Below are 19,264 nucleotides of genomic sequence, written 5' to 3'. Positions count from 1 at the left end.
ACGCCGGGCCGGACGGGCCGAGATGACCGGTGCCTGTCCGTGAACGCCGGGACGGGGGGAAAGGTTCTGCCCGATGCCCGTCAGTGAACGCCTGTCGGGCTGGGATGCCGTGCTGCCCTCTCCAGCGCGCTGGCCAGCAGTGCCAGGTCCGTCGGGCCGTTGCCCAGTTCTCGGACCGGTCTGCGGGTCGGGGGGTCGCCCATGCGGAGCCATTCCAGGGGGACCACCGTGGGGCGGAGGGTCGCCGTGCGGGGGATGCGGCCCGTGACACGGCCGCCCTGGAACGGGGTGAGGCGGCCGTCCGCGCCCTTGAGGCGGCCGCGGCCCGGCGCCGGTTCGTCCGCGCCGGATCCCGGTGGGTCGAGAGCGATCCGCACGGTGGACAGGCGGGCCGGCTCCGACTCCGCCGTACGGCCTCCGGGGCCGGCCGCCGCCACCAGGTGCACGCCGAGTCGCTCGCCCTCGCGGGCCACCGCCTCCAGCGCGCGCATCACCGAGCCGGCGGCGGGACGGCCCGGGGAGCCGAGGGCGGGGGAGACGAGGGCGTCCAGGTCGTCGACCACCACCACCAGGCGGGGCAGCGGGGACGCCGTCTCGGTCCGTTGCCGGGCGGCAGCTCCCGGGCGCAGCCGGAGGGTGGTGCTGGGCGGGGCCTCCAGGTCGGCGGCGCCGGTCGCGGTGGTGCCGCCCGGTCCGGTTCCCGGGGGCGCGGTGTTCGGGGTGCGCTGCGGGACGATGCGGCCGGAGACCGCGCGGTGCGTGTGCCACTCCGCGAAGTCGGAGCGGCCCAGCAGCTCGGCCCGCCGCTTCAGCTCGGCACTCAGCGACTGCGCGAACTCCCGCATCCGGACCGGGTCGTTGGCGGTGAGATGGGTGGTGACATGCGGTACGTCCGTACAGACCCGCAGCCCGTCGCCCGGGCCGCCGCTGCCCTTGCCGACGGTGTCGCGGCCGTCCAGCAGGATGATGCCCAGCCGGTCCGGGCGCTCGGCGGCGGCCAGCGAGGCGACGACCGCCCGCAGCAGCTCCGTACGCCCGCTGCCGGTCGGGCCCTCGATCAGCAGGTGGGGGCCCTCGGCGGCCAGGTCCACGCCGACCGGGCCGCGCGGACCGGCGCCGAGCACGGCCCGGGCCCGGCCGCCGAGCGCCTCGGCGTCGTCCGCCGCGTCCGCCCAGCGGGCCATCAGGGAGGCGGGCGTGGCCCGGGCGAGGCCCAGCTCGTCCAGGAGGCGGGCCGACTGGGGGAGCGGCGCCGACACACGCGTGGGCCGTTCGCCGCCGTCGGCGCCGTCCGGGCGCAGCGGTGCGAGGGCCCGCGCGAAGCGTTCGGCCCAGGCCAGGGAGACGGCGTCCACCGCGCCGACCGTGCCGGGCCCCACCGGGCCGGGCCGTTCCGTCTGCGCCCCGGCCCGCGCGACCCGCAGCAGCCGCAGCGCGGTCGCCACGTCACCGCCGAGCAGCGCGACGGCCCCGCACGCGCGGAACGTGGGCGCCACCGCGCAGGCCGTCTCGTACGTCGCCGTCGTCGGCGAGGAGGGGGAGGCGGCGGGCGTCTCGGCGAGGCAGACGACGTGTATCCCGGCGCGCGGGCCGGCCACCGCCAGTCGGCTCACCGCTTCCCGCAGGTCGGCGCCGCCGGGGTCGCCGTCCACGACGACCACCGTGTACGGGCCGGGGAAGCCGCCGCCAGCTATGTCGTCGGCCACGGCCCAGGAGGGGCGGCGGGCGTTGTCACGGGGCGGGGGCACCTGTGCCGGGCCCGCGCCGCTCGCGCTGTCGGAGAGGTGGTCCTCCAGGCGGCGCAGGAGTTCGTCGGTGCGTGCCGTGGCCTGGTCGCGGTCGTAGGCGAGGAGGAGACGGCAGTCCTGGCCGTGCCCCGGGCGCAGATGGGGCAGCCAGCCCAGCCAGGACCACTCGGCGACGCGCTCCTCCTCGGAACGCGCGCGGTCCGTGCTGATCAGGACGACTTCCAGGGCGTCGGGGGAGTGCAGCGCGGCGAGTTGGGCCAGCACCGCGCGTGCCAGCCCGGACAGCCGCGGGCGGGGCCCGGCCAGACCGAGTGCGCCGACCTCGCGCAGCCCCGCCGTCACCGGGACGGCGGGCAGCAGGCCCGAGCCGTCGGGCGCCGCCCGGTCGGCCGTGCCGAGCCGTACGGTGAGCGCCTCCGGGTGCCCCGGGCCGCGCTCCCACAGACGGGGTCCCGGGCCCAGCGCCGTCAGCAGCAGTGCCGCCGGGTCCGGCCACGTCTCGGGCGCGGGCGGCGGGGCGACCGACGGCTGGGACTCGGCTCCGGCCGACTCCTCGTCGTCGTAGCTCCCGGGGGCGGCCGTCTCCTGGTCGCCCCCGCGGCCCCCGGCCAGGCGCCGCGCCCACGCGGAGAGACCCCCGCGTTTGCGTACGCCCGGGGGCACGTCGGTGCCGCGCAGGGGGGTGCCCTTGCGGCGGGAGGCGCCGGCGCCGTGGGAGTCGGCGTCGTGGGAGTCGGCGTACGGGGACGCCGGTGAGTCGGCGTACGGGGACGCCGGTGAGGTGGCGGACGGGCGCTGCGGGGTGTGGGAGGCGTGCGGCCCTCGGACGTCGTCGTCCGCTGTGGAGAACGAGCCGAGGCCGGAGCGGCCGCCGTGGGTCGCCGAGACGTCCATGGCACCGCCCCCCGCTCCGGACGCGCCACCGGAGGAAACCGCTCCCGGCGGGGTCCGGGGGCCGTCGTCCGCCGCGCGCGCCTCGCCGCCACCGCGCCGGTTCTCGAGGCGCGGCGCCGTGCCCTGCCCCGGCACCAGCGGCGTCTCCCCGGAGCCGCGCCCCCGCTCACCCCGGGCGTCGGCCGAGCCGCTCCACTCCACCGTGCCGTGGGCGTGACTGGTGGGACCGGAGGGTCCCTCCTGGCTGCCGGGGCCGCCCGTGGTCGGCGCACTGCCGGTCGTCACGCGCGCGTGGATCGTTCCCGTCGTGCCCGTGCCTATTCCTGTGCCGCCGTCGGTGGCCGTGCCCGTCGGTTCGTTGCCGCCCGGCACGTGCGTGCGGGTCGTCCCCGCCGTGCCCGGCGTCGGGCCGATGGCGGCTCCGGACCGGTCACCGCCCGCACCCGCTTCCGTGCCCCCGCAGGGCACCCGCACATGCCCCTCCCCGTCCGGGGTCGTCGCCACCCGGGGGCCCGGGCCGCCGGGCGGGGCCAGGCGCAGGGCCGACTCGCCGATGCGGAGCAGGGCGCCGGAGGTGAGGCGGACGGGGCGGCCCTGTACGCGCGTGCCGTCCAGGGTGGTGCCGTTGGTGGAGCCGAGGTCGGCGACCGTGAGGCGGCCGTCGGGGGAGAGCGTCACCGCGCAGTGCAGGCGGGAGACGTCCGGGTCGTCGAGGGGCACGTCGGCGTCGGCGGAGCGGCCGACGCGGACCTGGCCGCCGTGCAGGAGATGGACCCCGCCCGCGTCGGGTCCGGCCACCACGTGCAGGCGGGCCGGGGCGTCGTCGACCTCGGGATGCGGCTCGGGGTCGGCCGGGCCGCCCAGGGACAGCACCGCGCCGTCGATCAGCGGGGGCTCGCCCAGCGTGCAGCGCTGGGTGTCGAGCCGCTCCACGCCCGCGTACAGCACGACCGCCACCGCGGACGAGGACGACGCGGCGCCCTCCCCGCAGACCGCCGCGGCCAGCGCCGACGCCACCGCGGCCAGGGCCGTGCCGGCGGGCGCCGTGACCAGCACGTCACAGCTCGCGGCCCGGCCCCGCGCATCGGGGTGCGGGCCCTGCGGGTCTACGACGGTCAGCCGGATCTGCATCGCCGTCAGCGGTCCCTTCTGCACGGGCGCGGACTTCCCCCCACCCCACACGAGCACAGCGGCCAGTACTGAAGGCATCCTCGCACCTGTCACTGACAACGCGCCCACCACCCGATGGCAAGTGATCTTGATTGGTCGGCTCTGCCCGCAAAAGTGCCTGACAAGTGCGTCACCGGCGATCAGTTGAGATCGGTCACGTCCGGCTCCGGCAACCAAGAAGACCGGGCCATGCGTCTTTCCTTCACACGAGGACGACAGCCCGGTGTCCGTACGGCGGCACTACAGTGGGTCGGAACACGGACAGGACAGGTAAGCAAGCAGCAGGGAGCGCGTGACGTGCGGCCAGTCGGCAGCAAGTACCTGCTCGAGGAGCCGCTCGGACGCGGCGCCACGGGCACCGTCTGGCGAGCCCGCCAGCGCGAGACCGCGGGCGCCGAGGCGGCCGTGCCCGGCCAGCCCGGGGAGACCGTCGCGATCAAGGTCCTCAAGGAAGAGCTCGCCAACGACCCCGACGTCGTGATGCGCTTCCTGCGCGAGCGGTCCGTGCTGCTGCGGCTGACCCACCCGAACATCGTCCAGGTCCGCGACCTGGTCGTCGAGGGCGATCTGCTGGCGCTGGTCATGGACCTCGTCGAGGGCCCCGACCTGCACCGCTACCTGCGCGAGAACGGCCCCTTCACCCCCGTCGCCGCAGCCCTGCTCACCGCCCAGGTCGCCGACGCGCTCGCCGCCAGCCACGCCGACGGCGTCGTGCACCGCGACCTGAAGCCGGCCAACGTCCTGCTGCGGCAGAACGGCGGGGAGATGCACCCGCTGCTCACCGACTTCGGCATCGCCCGCCTCGCCGACTCCCCGGGCCTGACCCGGACCAGCGAGTTCGTCGGCACGCCCGCGTACGTCGCCCCGGAGTCCGCCGAGGGCCGCCCGCAGACCTCCGCCGTGGACATCTACGGCGCCGGCATCCTGCTGTACGAGCTGGTCACCGGCCGTCCGCCGTTCTCCGGCGGCTCCGCGCTGGAGGTCCTCCACCAGCACCTGAGCGCCGAACCGCGCCGCCCGTCCACGGTCCCCGACCCGCTGTGGACGGTCATCGAGCGCTGCCTGCGCAAGAACCCCGACGAGCGGCCCAGCGCCGAGACTCTCGCGCGCGGGCTGCGGATCGTCGCCGAGGGCATCGGGGTGCACGCGAACTCGATGCAGATCGCCGCCGCCGAGGGCGTCGGCCATGTGCTCGCGCCCGACCTCTCGCCCGCGACCGTGCCGGGCGGCGCCCACGACCCGAACGCCGCGACCAGCGTCCTGCCGCACACGAACGGCCCGGCGGGCGCCGCCGACCCCACCGCCGTCCTGCCGCACACGGGCGGTCCGCAGGGCGCGGCCGATCCGACGGCCGTCCTGCCGCCGGTGCCGCCGCACCAGCCCTCACAGCAGCCCGGCCAGCAGGGGCAGCAGCCCGAGCAGCCGCACCCGTGGCAGTCCCAGATGCAGGGCGCCCGCGCCCGCAACGAACAGACCCAGGTCCAGCAGTACCTCGACCCTGGCGACGACCCGCTGCGCCGCCGCCCCCAGCGCCAGGTCAACCGCCAGCAGCAGCAGCCGCCGCAGCAGCAGCCGTATCCCCCGCAGCAACCGCAGCAGCAGCGGCCTCCGCAGCGTCCGCAACAGCAGCAGCCCGGGTATGGGTACCAGGGGCAGCCGCAGCAGCAGTACGCGCCTCCGCAAGCCCAGCAGCCTCAGCGGTACGCGCCGCCGCCCCAGCAGCCGCAGCAGCGGCCCGCGCCGGAACCCCGCCAGCCGCGGGAGCCGAGGCAGCGCAGCGCCAACCCGATGCGGATCCCCGGGCTGGGCTGTCTGAAGGGCTGCCTGTTCACGATCGTCATCCTGTTCGTGGCCGGCTGGCTGATCTGGGAGTTCAGCCCGCTCCAGGGCTGGATCGGCACGGGCAAGAGCTACTGGCAGCTGGTCACCGGCTGGTTCGACGACGTCACCGGGTGGATCGGGGACCTGAGCGGGAGCGGCTCGGGCGGCAGCGGGAACTGAGGTACCGGTAGGCACCGCTCCTGACCGCGATTTTGTGGACTTGTCGACATCTGACGGGTGATTTCCGTCTCCGCGGTGAAGGTTGGCTCTTCGGACGCGTACTTTGATGGGCAACACGCGTCTGTAGGAGCAGTCTTGGCACGGAAGATCGGCAGCCGGTACACCGCCCACCAGATCCTGGGACGGGGCAGCGCCGGCACGGTGTGGCTGGGCGAGGGACCGGACGGACCCGTCGCCGTCAAGCTGCTGCGCGAGGACCTCGCCTCCGACGAGGAGCTCGTGGGCCGCTTCGTGCAGGAGCGCACGGCACTGCTCGGCCTGGAACACCCCCACGTGGTGTCCGTACGGGACCTGGTGGTCGACGGCAACGACCTGGCCCTGGTCATGGACCTGGTCCGGGGGACGGACCTGCGCACCCGCCTGGAACGGGACCGGCGCCTCGCGCCCGAGGCCGCCGTGGCGATCGTCGCGGACATCGCCGAGGGCCTCGCCGCCGCGCACGCGGCCGGGGTCGTGCACCGGGACGTCAAGCCGGAGAACGTGCTCCTCGACATGCAGGGCCCGCTCGGTCCCGGCGGTTCGCACCGCGCGCTGCTGACCGACTTCGGCGTCGCGAAGCTCATCGACACCCCCAAGCGGACCCGCGCCACGAAGATCATCGGCACGCCTGACTACCTCGCCCCGGAGATCGTCGAGGGCCTGCCGCCGCGCGCCTCGGTGGACATCTACGCCCTGGCGACGGTGCTGTACGAGCTGCTCGCGGGCTTCACGCCGTTCGGCGGCGGCCACCCGGGCGCGGTGCTGCGCCGCCATGTCACGGAGGCCGTCGCCCCGCTCCCCGGCATCCCGGACGAGCTGTGGCAGCTGCTCGTGCAGTGCCTGGCGAAGGCGCCGGCCTCCCGGCTGCGGGCCTCCGAGCTGGCGGCACGGCTGCGGGAGCAGCTGCCGACGCTGGCGGGGATGCCTCCGCTGGACGTCGACGAGCCGGACACGGAGCCGGAGGAGGGCGGCGAACCGCACGAGGCCGCGCCCTCCGCGCCCTCCGCCGAGACGCCCTCCGGGCGGGTGCGGCGGGGCTCGGTCCCGCTGGTGCCGGGCGCGAAGCCGGACTCCAACCGGGACACGCACACGTCGATGCGGGTGCCCGCGCCGGACGAGCTGGCGGGCGGGGCGCACGGGACGGCCCGCGTGCCGAGGGCGGCGGGCGCCCCGCGCCCCGGCTCGGCACGGAACCGTGCCGCCACGCGACGGCGCCGGATCACGCTGGGCGTGGCCGCGGCGGCGCTGGTCGCTGCCGCGGGGATCGGGACGTGGGCGGCCACCTCGGGCGACGACGCGGGGGCGACCCCCCAGGACACGACGAGCACGTCTTCCCCGGCAACGCCCTGACTCGGGGACTGGTGGCGGCCTGGCTCGGTGACTGCCGATGGTCTGGCCCGGGGACTGGCGGCGCCTTGACTCGGGGACTGCCGACGGTCTGGCTCGGGGACTGGTGGCGGCCTGGCTCGGTGACTGGCGAGTCTGGCTCGGGGACTGGTGGCGGCCTGGCTCGGTGACTGCCGATGGTCTGACTCGGGGACTGGCGGCGCTCTGGCCCGGGGACTGCCGATGGTCTGGCCCGGGGACTGGCGGCGCTCTGGCCCGGGGACTGCCGGCGGTCTGGCCCGGGGACTGCCGGCGGTCTGACCTGGGGACTGTCGTCCCCAGCCCACCGCTGTCGGCCCTGAAGGGGCCTCGTCCTCAAACGCCGGACGGGTCGGGATGCCGTGTCCGTTAGGCTGGGAGGCGTGGCAGTCGTCGATGTATCCGAAGAGCTCAAGTCCCTCTCCTCGACCATGGAGTCGATCGAGGCCGTTCTGGACCTCGACAAGCTGAGGGCAGATATCGCCGTGCTCGAGGAGCAGGCGGCCGCGCCGTCCCTGTGGGACAACCCGGACGAGGCGCAGAAGATCACCAGCAAGCTGTCCCACCTCCAGGCCGAGGTCAGGAAGGCGGACACGCTGCGCGGCCGGATCGACGACCTCTCCGTGCTGTTCGAGATGGCCGAGGAGGAAGACGACCCGGACACCCGCGCCGAGGCCGAGTCCGAGCTCACCGCCGTCAAGAAGGCGCTGGACGAGATGGAGGTCCGGACGCTGCTCAGCGGGGAGTACGACGCCCGCGAGGCGCTCGTCAACATCCGCGCCGAGGCCGGTGGCGTCGACGCCGCGGACTTCGCCGAGAAGCTGCAGCGCATGTACCTGCGGTGGGCGGAGCAGAAGGGCTACAAGACCGAGGTCTACGAGACGTCGTACGCCGAAGAGGCCGGCATCAAGTCGACCACCTTCGCCGTGCAGGTGCCGTACGCGTACGGCACGCTCTCCGTCGAGCAGGGCACGCACCGCCTCGTGCGCATCTCGCCCTTCGACAATCAGGGACGTCGGCAGACCTCCTTCGCGGGCGTCGAGATCCTTCCCGTGGTGGAGCAGACCGACCACATCGAGATCGACGAGTCCGAGCTGCGCGTGGACGTGTACCGGTCCTCCGGCCCGGGCGGCCAGGGCGTGAACACCACCGACTCCGCGGTGCGCCTCACCCACCTCCCCACCGGCATCGTCGTCTCCTGCCAGAACGAGCGCTCGCAGATCCAGAACAAGGCGAGCGCGATGAACGTGCTCCAGGCCAAGCTGCTCGAGCGGCGCCGCCAGGAGGAGCAGGCCGCGATGAACGCCCTCAAGGGCGACGGCGGCAACTCCTGGGGCAACCAGATGCGTTCGTACGTCCTGCACCCGTACCAGATGGTCAAGGATCTGCGTACCGAGTTCGAGGTCGGTAACCCCGAGGCCGTGTTCAACGGTGAGATCGACGGGTTCCTGGAAGCCGGAATTCGCTGGCGCAAGCAGCAGGAGAAGTAGGTTTGTCGACAAGGCAACCGCCCCTGATTCAGGGGCGGTTGCCTTTTTCGTGCCGTTCAACTTCCTCTATGTCTGGGTTTTACATCACACTCACAGCTCCAACATCCGGCAAAGCGCCCCCTGTTGGACATTGCGTGCGCAACGACCTTGACGTTGGCTTTGAAAATGGGGAAGGTGCACTGTGGCATGCGTATCTCTGGGGCGCATGTGAACCGGGGGGTTTCAGCTAGATCTCGGCTACCTCCGTCGATCACAGTCCCGAGCGCGGCCTCATCGACGATCAGCTACTGGGGGTAGCAACCATATGACCAAGAAGACGCGGATCCGGGTCGCGCGGATAGCCGCCGGCGCCGTGATCGCCGCGGGCGCCTCGCTGACGGTCGCCGGCGTCGCCTCGGCCGACGAGGGCGGCCTCAGCGGGCTCGTCGCGACGGTGGGCAACCCCGACGACGACCCGGGTACGGGCACCGACCCGTGCGACATCGTCGCCAACCCCACCTGCGAGGACACCGCCGGCAACACGGCGGCGGGCAACTCCACCGAGGGCAACACGGCGGCGGGCAACGCCTCCGAGGGCAACACCGTCGCGGGCAACACGTCCACGGGCAACACCGTCGCGGGCAACACGTCCGAGGGCACCTCGACGGGTACGTCCACGGGTACCTCCACCGGTACCTCGACGGGTACGTCCACCGGCACGTCGACCGGTACCTCGACGGGTACGTCCACCGGCACGTCGACCGGTACCTCGACGGGCACGTCCACCGGTACCTCGACGGGTACGTCCACGGGCACCTCGTCCGGTACTTCGACGGGCACGTCCACCGGTACCTCGACGGGTACGTCCACGGGCACCTCGTCCGGTACCTCGACGGGCACGTCCACCGGTACCTCGACGGGTACGTCCACGGGCACCTCGTCCGGTACCTCGACCGGCAACACCTCCTCGGGCTCCGACTCGGAGGGCAACACCTCCTCGGGCTCGTCCTCGGTGGGCACCTCCGCCGGTTCGTCCTCGGAGGGCAGCACCTCCTCCGGTACCGGTACCGGTACCGACACCGACGGCACCTCCACCCAGGAGGTGGGCAGCTCCGCGCTGACCGACACCTCGGACACCAACTCCGACGCGGCCGCCCAGGGTGGTGGCAAGGAGCTGGCCGAGACCGGTGCCGGGCAGACCATGTTCCTGATCATCGGCGCCGCCACCATGATCGCCGGCGGCATCGGCTTCCGCGTGCTGCCGCGCCTCGTGGAGGGCCGCGGCGGGGCCGCTGCCTGACGTTGGGTAGTCGCACCCGTACGTGACGTACGCGCGAAGGGGCCCGGAGCATCAGCTCCGGGCCCCTTCGCGCGCGTGCCCTGGGGGTTTACGCGGTCTGGTGGGCCAGCAGCGCCAACGCCGCCACCAGCACCGCCAGCAGCGCGATCAGCGCCATGGGGTTCAGCCCCGCGAAGAAGTTGTCCTGTTGCTGCAGCCGCTCGCGGTTCGCGCGGCACACCGGGCACCGGCCCTCGCTCACGGGCGCGGCGCAGTTAGCGCACACCAGCCGGTCGTACGTCATGCGCTCGCCCTCCTTGCACCGGTTCCATGTACACAACGCCTACGGGAACGCGAACGTTCCCCCTCCACTCTGCCAGGTTCCTCGGTAGGGTGCGCGGCTCGCCCGGAGAGTGGGGGGCGTACAAAGTCCCGTACAAAAACGCACAAGCCCCACTCAACCCCTCCTGACGCCTGCGCCGCCCTCCCCGGTTCGCGTATGGTCACGCTCATCTACCCCCGGCGACCCGTGGTGCACCCGTGATCCGATTCGACAACGTCTCCAAGGTCTACCCCAAGCAGACCCGCCCCGCACTCAGGGATGTCTCCCTCGAGGTGGAGAAGGGCGAGTTCGTGTTCCTCGTGGGGTCCTCCGGCTCCGGAAAGTCCACCTTCCTTCGGCTGGTCCTCCGCGAGGAGCGGACCAGCCACGGTCAGGTGCACGTCCTGGGCAAGGATCTCGCACGCCTCTCCAACTGGAAGGTGCCGCAGATGCGCCGCCAGCTGGGGACGGTCTTCCAGGACTTCCGGCTGCTCCCGAACAAGACGGTGGCGGAGAACGTCGCCTTCGCGCAGGAGGTCATCGGCAAGTCGAAGGGCGAGATCCGCAAGTCCGTGCCGCAGGTGCTCGACCTGGTCGGGCTCGGGGGCAAGGAGGACCGGATGCCCGGGGAGCTGTCGGGTGGTGAGCAGCAGCGCGTCGCCATCGCGCGCGCCTTCGTGAACCGGCCCAAGCTGCTGATCGCCGACGAGCCCACCGGCAACCTCGACCCGCAGACCTCCGTCGGCATCATGAAGCTGCTCGACCGGATCAACCGGACGGGCACGACCGTGCTGATGGCGACGCACGACCAGAACATCGTGGACCAGATGCGCAAGCGCGTCATCGAGCTGGAGCAGGGCCGCCTCGTCCGCGACCAGGCGCGCGGCGTCTACGGTTACCAGCACTGACCGCCCCCGCCATCGCCCCAGCCCTCGCGGACGTCCCCGGAAAGGCCTGAACAACTCGCCATGCGCGCCCAGTTCGTACTGTCGGAGATCGGCGTCGGTCTCCGCCGCAACCTGACGATGACCTTCGCCGTCGTCGTCTCCGTCGCCCTGTCCCTGGCGCTCTTCGGCGGGTCGCTCCTGATGAGCGACCAGGTCAGCACAATGAAGGGCTACTGGTACGACAAGGTCAACGTCTCGGTGTTCCTCTGCAACAAGAGCGACGCCGAGTCCGACCCGAACTGCGCCAAGGGCGCGGTCACCGCGGACCAGAAGAAGCAGATCAAGTCCGACCTCGACAAGATGGGCGTCGTCGAGAAGGTGACGTACGAGTCGCAGGACGACGCCTACAAGCACTACAAGGAGCAGTTCGGCGACTCCCCGCTGGCCAGCTCCCTCACGCCGGACCAGATGCAGGAGTCGTACCGCATCAAGCTGAAGGACCCGGAGAAGTACCAGGTCATCGCGACCGCCTTCGACGGGCGCGACGGCGTGCAGTCGGTGCAGGACCAGAAGGGCATCCTGGACAACCTCTTCGGGCTGCTCAACGGCATGAACTGGGCGGCGCGGGCGGTGATGGCGCTCATGCTGGTCGTGGCGCTGATGCTGATCGTCAACACCGTGCGCGTCTCGGCGTTCAGCCGGCGGCGTGAGACCGGCATCATGCGGCTCGTCGGCGCCTCCGGGTTCTACATCCAGGCGCCGTTCATCGCCGAGGCAGCGGTCGCCGGGCTCATCGGCGGCACGGTCGCCTGCGGATTCCTGGTGATCGGCCGGTATTTCATCATCGACAACGGCCTGGCCCTGTCCGAGAAGCTGAACCTGATCAACTTCATCGGCTGGGACGCCGTGTTGACGAAACTTCCGCTCATCCTCGCCACCAGCCTGCTGATGCCCGCCCTGGCCGCTTTCTTCGCCCTGCGCAAGTACCTGAAGGTGTGACGCACGCCCCGAGGGCCGTACGGTCAACCGACCGTGCGGCCCTTCGCGTTCCCCTAGACTCACCGCCATGTCAGGCCGAGACCTGTTCTGTCAGCCCCGCCGTTTCGGCCGCGGGGCCGCCCTGACATTGGTGTTCGCGAGTGTGCTCGTCGCCGGTGCGGCGACCGGATCGCTGCCGCAGGAGCTCGGGGGCGGGCGCAGGGGCGCCTCGGGCAGCGCCACCCCCTCCACCGCGCCCGCCGGGCGCTCCCAGGACGTGACGCGGGCCGCCGAGAAGGCCGCCGCGGACGGCAAGTCCCCGATGGAGGCCGCCGAGCGTGCCGTCAGCCGCAGCGGGGACCGCTGGGCCGCCGTCTACTCCGAGGGCGAGTACGAGCAGTTCGAGGAGTCCCTCGACGGCCGGTACACCGGCGTCGGCCTGGAGGCGCGGCGCGAGCGGGACGGCCGGATCGAGGTGACCAAGGTGCAGTCGGGGTCGCCGGCGGCCTCCGCCGGGGTCCGCGCGGGCGACCGGCTGCGCAGCGTCGACGGGCGGTCCGTGGACGGGCTCCCGGTGACCGACGTCGTCTCCTTACTGCGCGGTGACGCCAAGGGCGCGTCCGCCGGCACCACCGTCCGGCTCGGTCTGGAGCGCGGCACGCGCGCGTGGAGCGAGATCCTGCGCAGGGCCCTGCTGTCCACGGACTCCGTCACCGTGCACAGGCATCCCGGCGCCGTCACCGTCCTCACCATCGCAGCGTTCACCAAGGGCGTCGGCGACAGTGTGCGCACCGCCGTCCGCCAGGCCCCGGCCGGCGCCGGGATCGTCCTGGACCTGCGAGGGAACTCCGGCGGCCTGGTCACCGAGGCCGTCGCAACCGCCTCCGCCTTCCTCGACGGCGGCCTCGTCGCCACCTACGACGTCGACGGCGACCAGCGCGCCCTGCACGCCGAAGCGGGCGGCGACACCACCAGGCCGCTGGTCGTGCTCGTCGACGGCGGCACGATGAGCGCGGCCGAGCTGCTCACCGGCGCCCTCCAGGACCGTGGTCGCGCGGTCGTCGTGGGCTCCCGCACCTTCGGCAAGGGCTCGGTCCAGATGCCGAACCGGCTGCCCGACGGGTCCGTCGCCGAGCTGACCGTCGGCCACTACCGCACCCCCGCCGGCCACAAGGTCGACGGCCACGGCATCACCCCCGACCTGGAGGCTGACGACGGGGCGCTGGCGCGGGCCGAGACCGTGCTGAGCGGGCTCGGGGACGCGTCGTAATCGACTTTCCCTCAGGGCCCTCCGAAGTGCGAAACTGGCATGACTATGAGCAAGGGAATGTACGTACCGAAGGAGTCCCAGCCGAAGCAGGGCGCGACGGCCGCGTCCGGCAAGGTCAAGGACGGCAAGCGCAAGATCGTCGCGCAGAACAAGAAGGCCCGGCACGACTACGCGATCATCGACGTCTACGAGGCCGGTCTCGTCCTCACCGGCACCGAGGTGAAGTCGCTGCGCCAGGGCCGTGCGTCGCTGACCGACGGCTTCGTCCAGATCGAGGGGAACGAGGCGTGGCTGCACGCCGCCCACATCCCCGAGTACAGCCAGGGCAGCTGGACCAACCATTCCGCGCGCCGCAAGCGCAAGCTGCTGCTGCACCGCGAGGAGATCGACAAGCTGGCGGTGAAGTCGGAGGAGACGGGTCACACCATCGTGCCCCTCGCCCTGTACTTCAAGGACGGCCGGGCGAAGGCCGAGATCGCGCTGGCGCGCGGCAAGAAGGAGTACGACAAGCGCCAGACCCTGCGCGAGCAGCAGGACCGCCGGGAGACGGACCGGGTGATCGCGGCGGCGAAGCGGAAGCAGCGGCACGCGTAGCCGCGCGGAAGGAGCCGCCGGGAATACGGTGGCATCGGCGTGCGTTGGTCACGTACGATGGCACAAGCACCCCACAGCGGGTGCGAAACCTCTTCGGAGGGTTTGAAAAATCAACATGGGGATGATCGGTTTCGACAGCGGCTGTTGAAGCAGGGGAAGCGTGTCGAGGAAGCGGCAATGATCTCGTAAACCATATGTCGCAAAAAATAATCGCCAACATCAAGAGCGATTCCCAGTCCTACGCCCTCGCTGCCTAATAAGCAGTGAGTGTAGGACCCTTAATGGGTGTCAGCCCGGGAGTGTTCCCGACCCGGATCCTGGCATAATCTAGGGAACTAAACCTTGATCCCGGTCACGGGGTGAAGAGGGAAATCAAACAGTGACTGGGCCCGTCGGCGACTTGTTCGCGTGATCGCCGGGGCCGAGAAAATCACAGCGAACTGCACACGGAGAAGCCCTGATTCTGCACCGTTGGACGCGGGTTCGATTCCCGCCATCTCCACGAGATGGGGGTGCCCTGTGCTCGCAGAAAGCGCGAGCGCAAGCCACCTCGCCATTTATCCGGGGGCATGACCCCCGGACCACCTCGCCCCATGTGAACAAGGACCCCGTCGCTCCCGAGCGGCGGGGTTTTTGTTGTCTCCGTTTCCTGTTGTTTCCGCTGTCTCCGCTCCAGAATGGAGGGCCGACCTGTGACGAACCCGCCACGCCATCTCCTCGTCCGCGCCCGGGGCGAGCAGTCCCCGCTCTCCCTGGTGGCCGACGGCTCCGTCCCCGACCTGGCGCTGCCCGCCGCGCTCGCCGGCCGGCTGGCCGGCTGGGCGGCGCGACGCCCGGCCGACGGGTTCGCCTCCCGCCCGGTGCTGCGGCGGCACGTCGAGCAGGGGCTCGTGGTCGTCCGCGCGCTGGCCGGGCACCTCGGACCCGGCTGGGCGGTGCGCTACTGGGACGAGCGGCGCGGCGAGGAGCGGTTCGTGTGCTGGGGCTGCGGGGAGACCTTCCTGACCTACGAGGCCTACGGCGATCCGCCGCACCACCCGCTGCACATCACGCTCCTGGGCGAGTACCGGGCCCACCCGGTCCGCAAGGGCGCCTACGACGACTTCCCCCCGGACGATCCCCAGGCCGCTCTCGGCCTGTCCGCCACCCTGGCCGCCGACCTGTCCGCCTGGGCCCGGGACATCGACGCGGCCATGAACACCTGGCTCGCCGACCGCGACGACGCCCGCTGGGACGCCGCGGTCCTGCGCCTCCACGAGGAGGGCGAAACCCTGGCCGAACGCCTCGCCACCGAACTCGCCCCCGGCCGCACCGTCACCTACCAGGGAGTCCAGGGTGTCTCCTGCGCCCTTCTGGGCACACGCCTCGCAAACCCGGTCGAACCGGTCGGCGTGAACTGACCGCCGGTCACTGTCCGTGGGTTACTGCACACGGGGGGGTGTCGGAGGCGATAGTTTGACGCCGTGATGTGCCCGACGGGTGCGTCCTCCCTTCATTTCCGGGCCCCACCGCGTCGGGGCTCGGCCCGACGAGAGCGGTCCCGGGACCGTGCGTTGGCCGCCTCGCGCGAAGGGAGGACGCCCCCAGATGGGCTGTCACGAGGAGCAGAAGCCGACTCTCGTCATGCGGCTGATCCGGCTGTTGCCGGAGCGGTTCGCGAGGCACGCGAGGAGGTGGCTGCTCTGGTGGCTCAGCAGGTAGCCGGATGTCCCCTTCCACGGTGGGGGCATCCGACAAGCTCCTGTTGAGCTTGGGCCACCGTCTGGAATTCCCGTCCGGGCGGTGGCCCTCCTGCTGCGCTGGGCCGGATGTCCCCGCACCAGACGGGGGCATACGACAAGCTCCTACTGAGCTTGGGCCGCCGCCTGGTTCCCGCCAGTGTGGTGGCCCTCCGTGCGTCCAAGTACAGCACATCGGATGCCCGTGAGGCACTGCGATCTGATGCTCGCGACCTCACCCGATGGTGCGCGGTGCTGTGCTTGCGCGGGGGGTCAGGTGGGGTGGGAGCAGGGTTGCCTGCGGTACCGGCTCGTTGTCCAGTTTGCGCATCAGCAGGTCCACCGCGCGCTCGCCCACCTCCGTGGACGGCAGGGCGATCGAGGTGACGGGGACGCGGAGGGTCGAGGCGAGTTCGTCCGGGCAGATCGCCGTCACTGACAGGTCGCCGGGGACGCGCAGTCCGAGTTGCTCGAACGCGTCGATCAGGGGTTCCAGGATCGCCTCGTTGTGGACGACGACACCCGTCAGCGCCGGTTGTTCGCGCAGGAGTTGCTCCGCGACCCGGCGGGCCGCGGCCGGTGTCGCCTCGCAGGGGTGGACCGCGGAGGCGAGGCCGGCGCGGTCGGCTGCGGCGGTGAAACCCTCGACCACGCGCTGGGCGAACGCCGTCCCGCGCACGTAGACCTCCGGCGGTGACCCGACCAGCCCCACCACCCGGTGCCCGAGCTGCGCCAGATGCTCCACGCACCGCTCGCCCGCCGCCCGGAAGTCGAGGTCGATGCAGGTCAGCCCGTCGGCTTCGAGCGGGAAGCCGATCATCACGGACGGCCGGTCGAGGGAGCGCAGCAACGGCAGCCGGGGGTCGTGGAGTTGGACGTCCATCAGGATCAGCGCGTCGACCAGCGCCGTGTCCGCGACCCTCCGCAGACCTTCCTCGCCCTCCTCCTGTGTCAGCAGCAGGACGTCGTGGTCGTGCCGTCGGGCCGCCGTCACCACCGACACCGCGAACTGCATGACGACCGGGACGTGGATGCCGGTCCGCAGGGGGACGACCAGCGCGAGCACGTTGGAACGGCTGCTGGCCAGGGCACGGGCGCCCGCGTGCGGGCGGTAGCCGAGCGTACGGGCGGCCTCCTCGACGCGTTGCCGGGTCTCCGCGGAGATCGGGCGCTTGCCGCTCAGCGCGTACGACACCGTGCTGGGGGAGACCCCGGCGTGCCGCGCCACATCGGTGATCTTCACCATCAGCTCGCCTCCACGGTGTCCAGCGTCAGGAAGCCGGTGCCCGCCTCCGCCCGCGCGATCCGGTCCCCGGCCGCCAGCGCCCACGGCGCCGAGGGATCGCTCGCGGACGCCCGCAACGTGTCCCCCTCCCGGACGACGGTGAAGGTCACGTCCCCGACCCGTACCGTCACCTGGGCGCCGCGTTCCAGGCCGTAGGTGCGCAGGGTGACCCCGTCGGCGTGCGGGTAGTCCGGCCGGTCGGCGTGGGCGCCCACCGGGAGCACCGCGCCCGGCCGCACCAGCAGCGGCAGGCCGAGGAACCCGTGCCGTTCCCGGGTCCAGCGCGGGCCGGTCACCGTCCGGCCGGTGAGGTAGTGGGTCCAGGTACCCTCGGGGACGTAGTACGCCACCTCGCCCTCGTCGCTGAACACCGGCGCGACCAGCAGGTCCGGGCCGAGCATGTACTGCCGTTCCAGGTGCGCGCACCCGGGATCCTCCGTGAACTCCAGGACCATCGCCCGCATCATCGGCACGCCCTCCTCGTGGGCGACGCGAGCGGCCTCGTACAGGTACGGCATGAGGCGCAGTTTCAGGCGGGTGAAGTGGCGCAGGACGTCCACCGACTCCTCGTCGAACAGCCAGGGCACCCGGTACGAGGAGCTGCCGTGCAGCCGGCTGTGGGAGGACAGCAGGCCGAAGGCGAGCCAGCGTTTGAACAGGGAGGGGGTGGGCGTGCCCTCGAAGCCGCCGATGTCGTGGCTCCAGAAGCCGAAGCCGGACAGGCCCAGGGACAGTCCGCCGCGCAGCGACTCCGCCATCGACTCGTAGGTCGCCTCGCAGTCGCCGCCCCAGTGGACCGGGAACTGCTGGCTGCCGGTCGTCGCCGAGCGGGCGAAGACGACCGCCTCGCCCTCGCCCCGGTGTTTGCGCAGGACGTCGAAGACCGTGCGGTTGTACAGGTACGTGTAGTAGTTGTGCATCCGCTCCGGGTCGGAGCCGTCCGCCCACGCCACGTCGACCGGGACGCGTTCGCCGAAGTCGGTCTTGAAGCAGTCGACGCCCTGCGCGAGCAGCGCCTCCAGCTTGGCCGCGTACCAGTCGCGGGCGGCGGGGCTGGTGAAGTCGACGAGGGCCATGCCGGGCTGCCACAGATCCCACTGCCAGACGCTCCCGTCGGGCCTGCGCAGCAGGTGCCCGAGCTCCCTGCCCTCCGCGAAGAGCGGCGAGCGCTGGGCGATGTACGGGTTGATCCACACGCTGACGTGCAGGCCCTTCGCCTTCAGCCGGGCCAGCATGCCCTCCGGGTCGGGGAACACCCGCGGGTCCCACCGGAAGTCGCACCAGTTGAACTCCCGCATCCAGAAGCAGTCGAAGTGGAAGACGGAGAGGGGGAGTTCGCGTTCCCGCATGCCCTCGATGAAGGACGTCACCGTCTCCTCGTCGTAGGAGGTGGTGAACGAGGTGGACAGCCAGAGGCCGAAGGACCAGGTGGGCGGGAGGGCGGGGCGGCCGGTGAGGGCGGTGTACTTGCGGAGGATGTCCTTGGGGGTGGGCCCGTGGATGACGTAGTACGTCAGTTCCTGGGTCTCGGCGCTGAACTGGACCTTCGAGACCGTCTCCGAGCCGACCTCGAAGGAGACCTTGCCCGGGTGGTCGACGAAGACGCCGTAGCCCGCGTCCGTGAGGTAGAACGGCACGTTCTTGTAGGCCTGTTCGGTCGCGGTGCCGCCGTCGGCGTTCCAGATGTCGACGGTCTGGCCGTTCTTCACCAGGGGCCCGAAGCGTTCGCCGAGGCCGTATACGGCGGTCCCCACGCCCAGGTTGAGCTGTTCGCGCAGGTAGTGGCCGCCGGTGCCCGCGTCCCGCATGATGCCCATGCCCTTGGGGCCGCTGGTGGTGAGCGTGCGGCCGTGGGCGAGGAACTCCACGTGCCAGGGGCCGGAGCGGGCGAGCTTCACGGAGAGCGCGCCGGAGGTCAGGGTCGCGTGCTCGTCGTCGTAGGAGAGCTGGGGGGTGGGGCCGGTGCCGGTGAGGTCGAAGGCGGGCTCGGGGGGCCGCTCGCCGGTGAAGTGGGTGAGGGTGAGGCCGATGACGTCGGGCATGGGGGTGTGGGCTCTGATCGTCATGACCGGTCCCGTCATCAGGTCGCCGCGGCTGCGGATGGGCCGGGTCGGCGCGTGGATCTCCAGCGCGCCGTCCGACTCGGTGACGTCGAGGACCTCGGCCGGGTGGGCGGCGGTGACACCCTCGCGCAGCAGCCAGTATCCGTCGGAGAACTTCATGGGTGGGGGGGTCCTTACTACTC

The 19,264-nt window shown here is 72.0% G+C and carries 14 protein-coding genes and 1 other RNA gene; 10 read left to right on the top strand and 5 right to left on the bottom strand.

Annotation, left to right across the window (positions count from 1 at the left end):
• Positions 1-80: 80 nt before the first annotated feature.
• Positions 81-3,773: an FHA domain-containing protein gene (locus tag OG289_RS20280; RefSeq protein WP_327320749.1), complete on the bottom strand. Its 3,693-nt coding sequence runs from the start codon at positions 3,771-3,773 to the stop codon at positions 81-83.
• A 336-nt stretch (positions 3,774-4,109) separates the two neighbouring features.
• Between OG289_RS20280 and OG289_RS20275 the strand changes: the two genes are divergently transcribed.
• The 4 genes from OG289_RS20275 (at position 4,110) to OG289_RS20260 (ending at position 9,986) form a co-directional block, all read left to right on the top strand.
• Positions 4,110-5,813, top strand: a complete 1,704-nt coding sequence (locus OG289_RS20275) for a serine/threonine-protein kinase (RefSeq protein WP_327315438.1) — start codon at positions 4,110-4,112, stop codon at positions 5,811-5,813.
• A 135-nt stretch (positions 5,814-5,948) separates the two neighbouring features.
• Positions 5,949-7,202, top strand: a complete 1,254-nt coding sequence (locus OG289_RS20270; protein WP_327315437.1) for a serine/threonine-protein kinase — start codon at positions 5,949-5,951, stop codon at positions 7,200-7,202.
• A 398-nt stretch (positions 7,203-7,600) separates the two neighbouring features.
• On the top strand, positions 7,601-8,707 hold the full coding sequence (gene prfB, locus OG289_RS20265) for a peptide chain release factor 2 (RefSeq protein ID WP_327315436.1): 1,107 nt from the start codon (positions 7,601-7,603) through the stop codon (positions 8,705-8,707).
• Positions 8,708-9,011: 304 nt separating this feature from the next.
• A complete protein-coding gene (locus tag OG289_RS20260; protein ID WP_327315435.1) occupies positions 9,012-9,986 on the top strand; it encodes a hypothetical protein in 975 nt (324 codons plus the stop codon).
• An 88-nt stretch (positions 9,987-10,074) separates the two neighbouring features.
• Here the strand turns inward: OG289_RS20260 and OG289_RS20255 are convergent, their stop codons facing one another.
• Positions 10,075-10,269 carry a hypothetical protein gene (locus OG289_RS20255; protein WP_020132389.1) on the bottom strand — a complete coding sequence of 65 codons (195 nt, stop codon included), beginning with the start codon at positions 10,267-10,269 and terminating at the stop codon, positions 10,075-10,077.
• Positions 10,270-10,505: 236 nt separating this feature from the next.
• On the opposite strand from OG289_RS20255, the gene ftsE reads away from it, so the two are divergent.
• The 6 genes from ftsE (at position 10,506) to OG289_RS20225 (ending at position 15,416) form a co-directional block, all read left to right on the top strand.
• Positions 10,506-11,195, top strand: a complete 690-nt coding sequence (ftsE, locus tag OG289_RS20250) for a cell division ATP-binding protein FtsE (protein ID WP_020132390.1) — start codon at positions 10,506-10,508, stop codon at positions 11,193-11,195.
• 60 nt (positions 11,196-11,255) lie between these two features.
• Positions 11,256-12,173 carry a permease-like cell division protein FtsX gene (gene ftsX, locus OG289_RS20245; RefSeq protein WP_327315434.1) on the top strand — a complete coding sequence of 306 codons (918 nt, stop codon included), beginning with the start codon at positions 11,256-11,258 and terminating at the stop codon, positions 12,171-12,173.
• A gap of 67 nt (positions 12,174-12,240) precedes the next feature.
• Entirely contained in the window at positions 12,241-13,422 is a 1,182-nt protein-coding gene (locus OG289_RS20240; protein WP_327315433.1) for a S41 family peptidase, read from the top strand.
• Between the two features lie 45 nt (positions 13,423-13,467).
• Positions 13,468-14,016 carry an SsrA-binding protein SmpB gene (gene smpB, locus OG289_RS20235; protein WP_327315432.1) on the top strand — a complete coding sequence of 183 codons (549 nt, stop codon included), beginning with the start codon at positions 13,468-13,470 and terminating at the stop codon, positions 14,014-14,016.
• 117 nt (positions 14,017-14,133) lie between these two features.
• Positions 14,134-14,521, top strand: a transfer-messenger RNA (tmRNA) gene (gene ssrA, locus OG289_RS20230).
• Between the two features lie 187 nt (positions 14,522-14,708).
• A complete protein-coding gene (locus tag OG289_RS20225; RefSeq protein ID WP_327315431.1) occupies positions 14,709-15,416 on the top strand; it encodes a hypothetical protein in 708 nt (235 codons plus the stop codon).
• 195 nt (positions 15,417-15,611) lie between these two features.
• On the opposite strand, the gene OG289_RS20220 is transcribed toward OG289_RS20225, so the two are convergent.
• The 3 genes from OG289_RS20220 to yicI form a co-directional block, all read right to left on the bottom strand.
• Positions 15,612-15,746 (bottom strand): hypothetical protein, encoded by a 135-nt coding sequence (locus OG289_RS20220; RefSeq protein WP_327315430.1) that lies wholly within the window; start codon positions 15,744-15,746, stop codon positions 15,612-15,614.
• 223 nt (positions 15,747-15,969) lie between these two features.
• Complete coding sequence (locus OG289_RS20215) at positions 15,970-16,980, bottom strand: LacI family DNA-binding transcriptional regulator (protein ID WP_327315429.1); 1,011 nt, start codon at positions 16,978-16,980, stop codon at positions 15,970-15,972.
• Positions 16,980-19,241: an alpha-xylosidase gene (yicI, locus tag OG289_RS20210; RefSeq protein ID WP_327315428.1), complete on the bottom strand. Its 2,262-nt coding sequence runs from the start codon at positions 19,239-19,241 to the stop codon at positions 16,980-16,982. The genes OG289_RS20215 and yicI overlap by 1 nt, the downstream gene beginning before the upstream one ends.
• Between the last annotated feature and the right edge of the window lie 23 nt (positions 19,242-19,264).

The organism is Streptomyces sp. NBC_01235 (assembly GCF_035989285.1).
Lineage (GTDB): Bacteria > Actinomycetota > Actinomycetes > Streptomycetales > Streptomycetaceae > Streptomyces.
The sequence above is the reverse complement of the archived record's forward strand: the minus strand, read 5'-3'. Positions and strand labels throughout refer to the sequence as shown.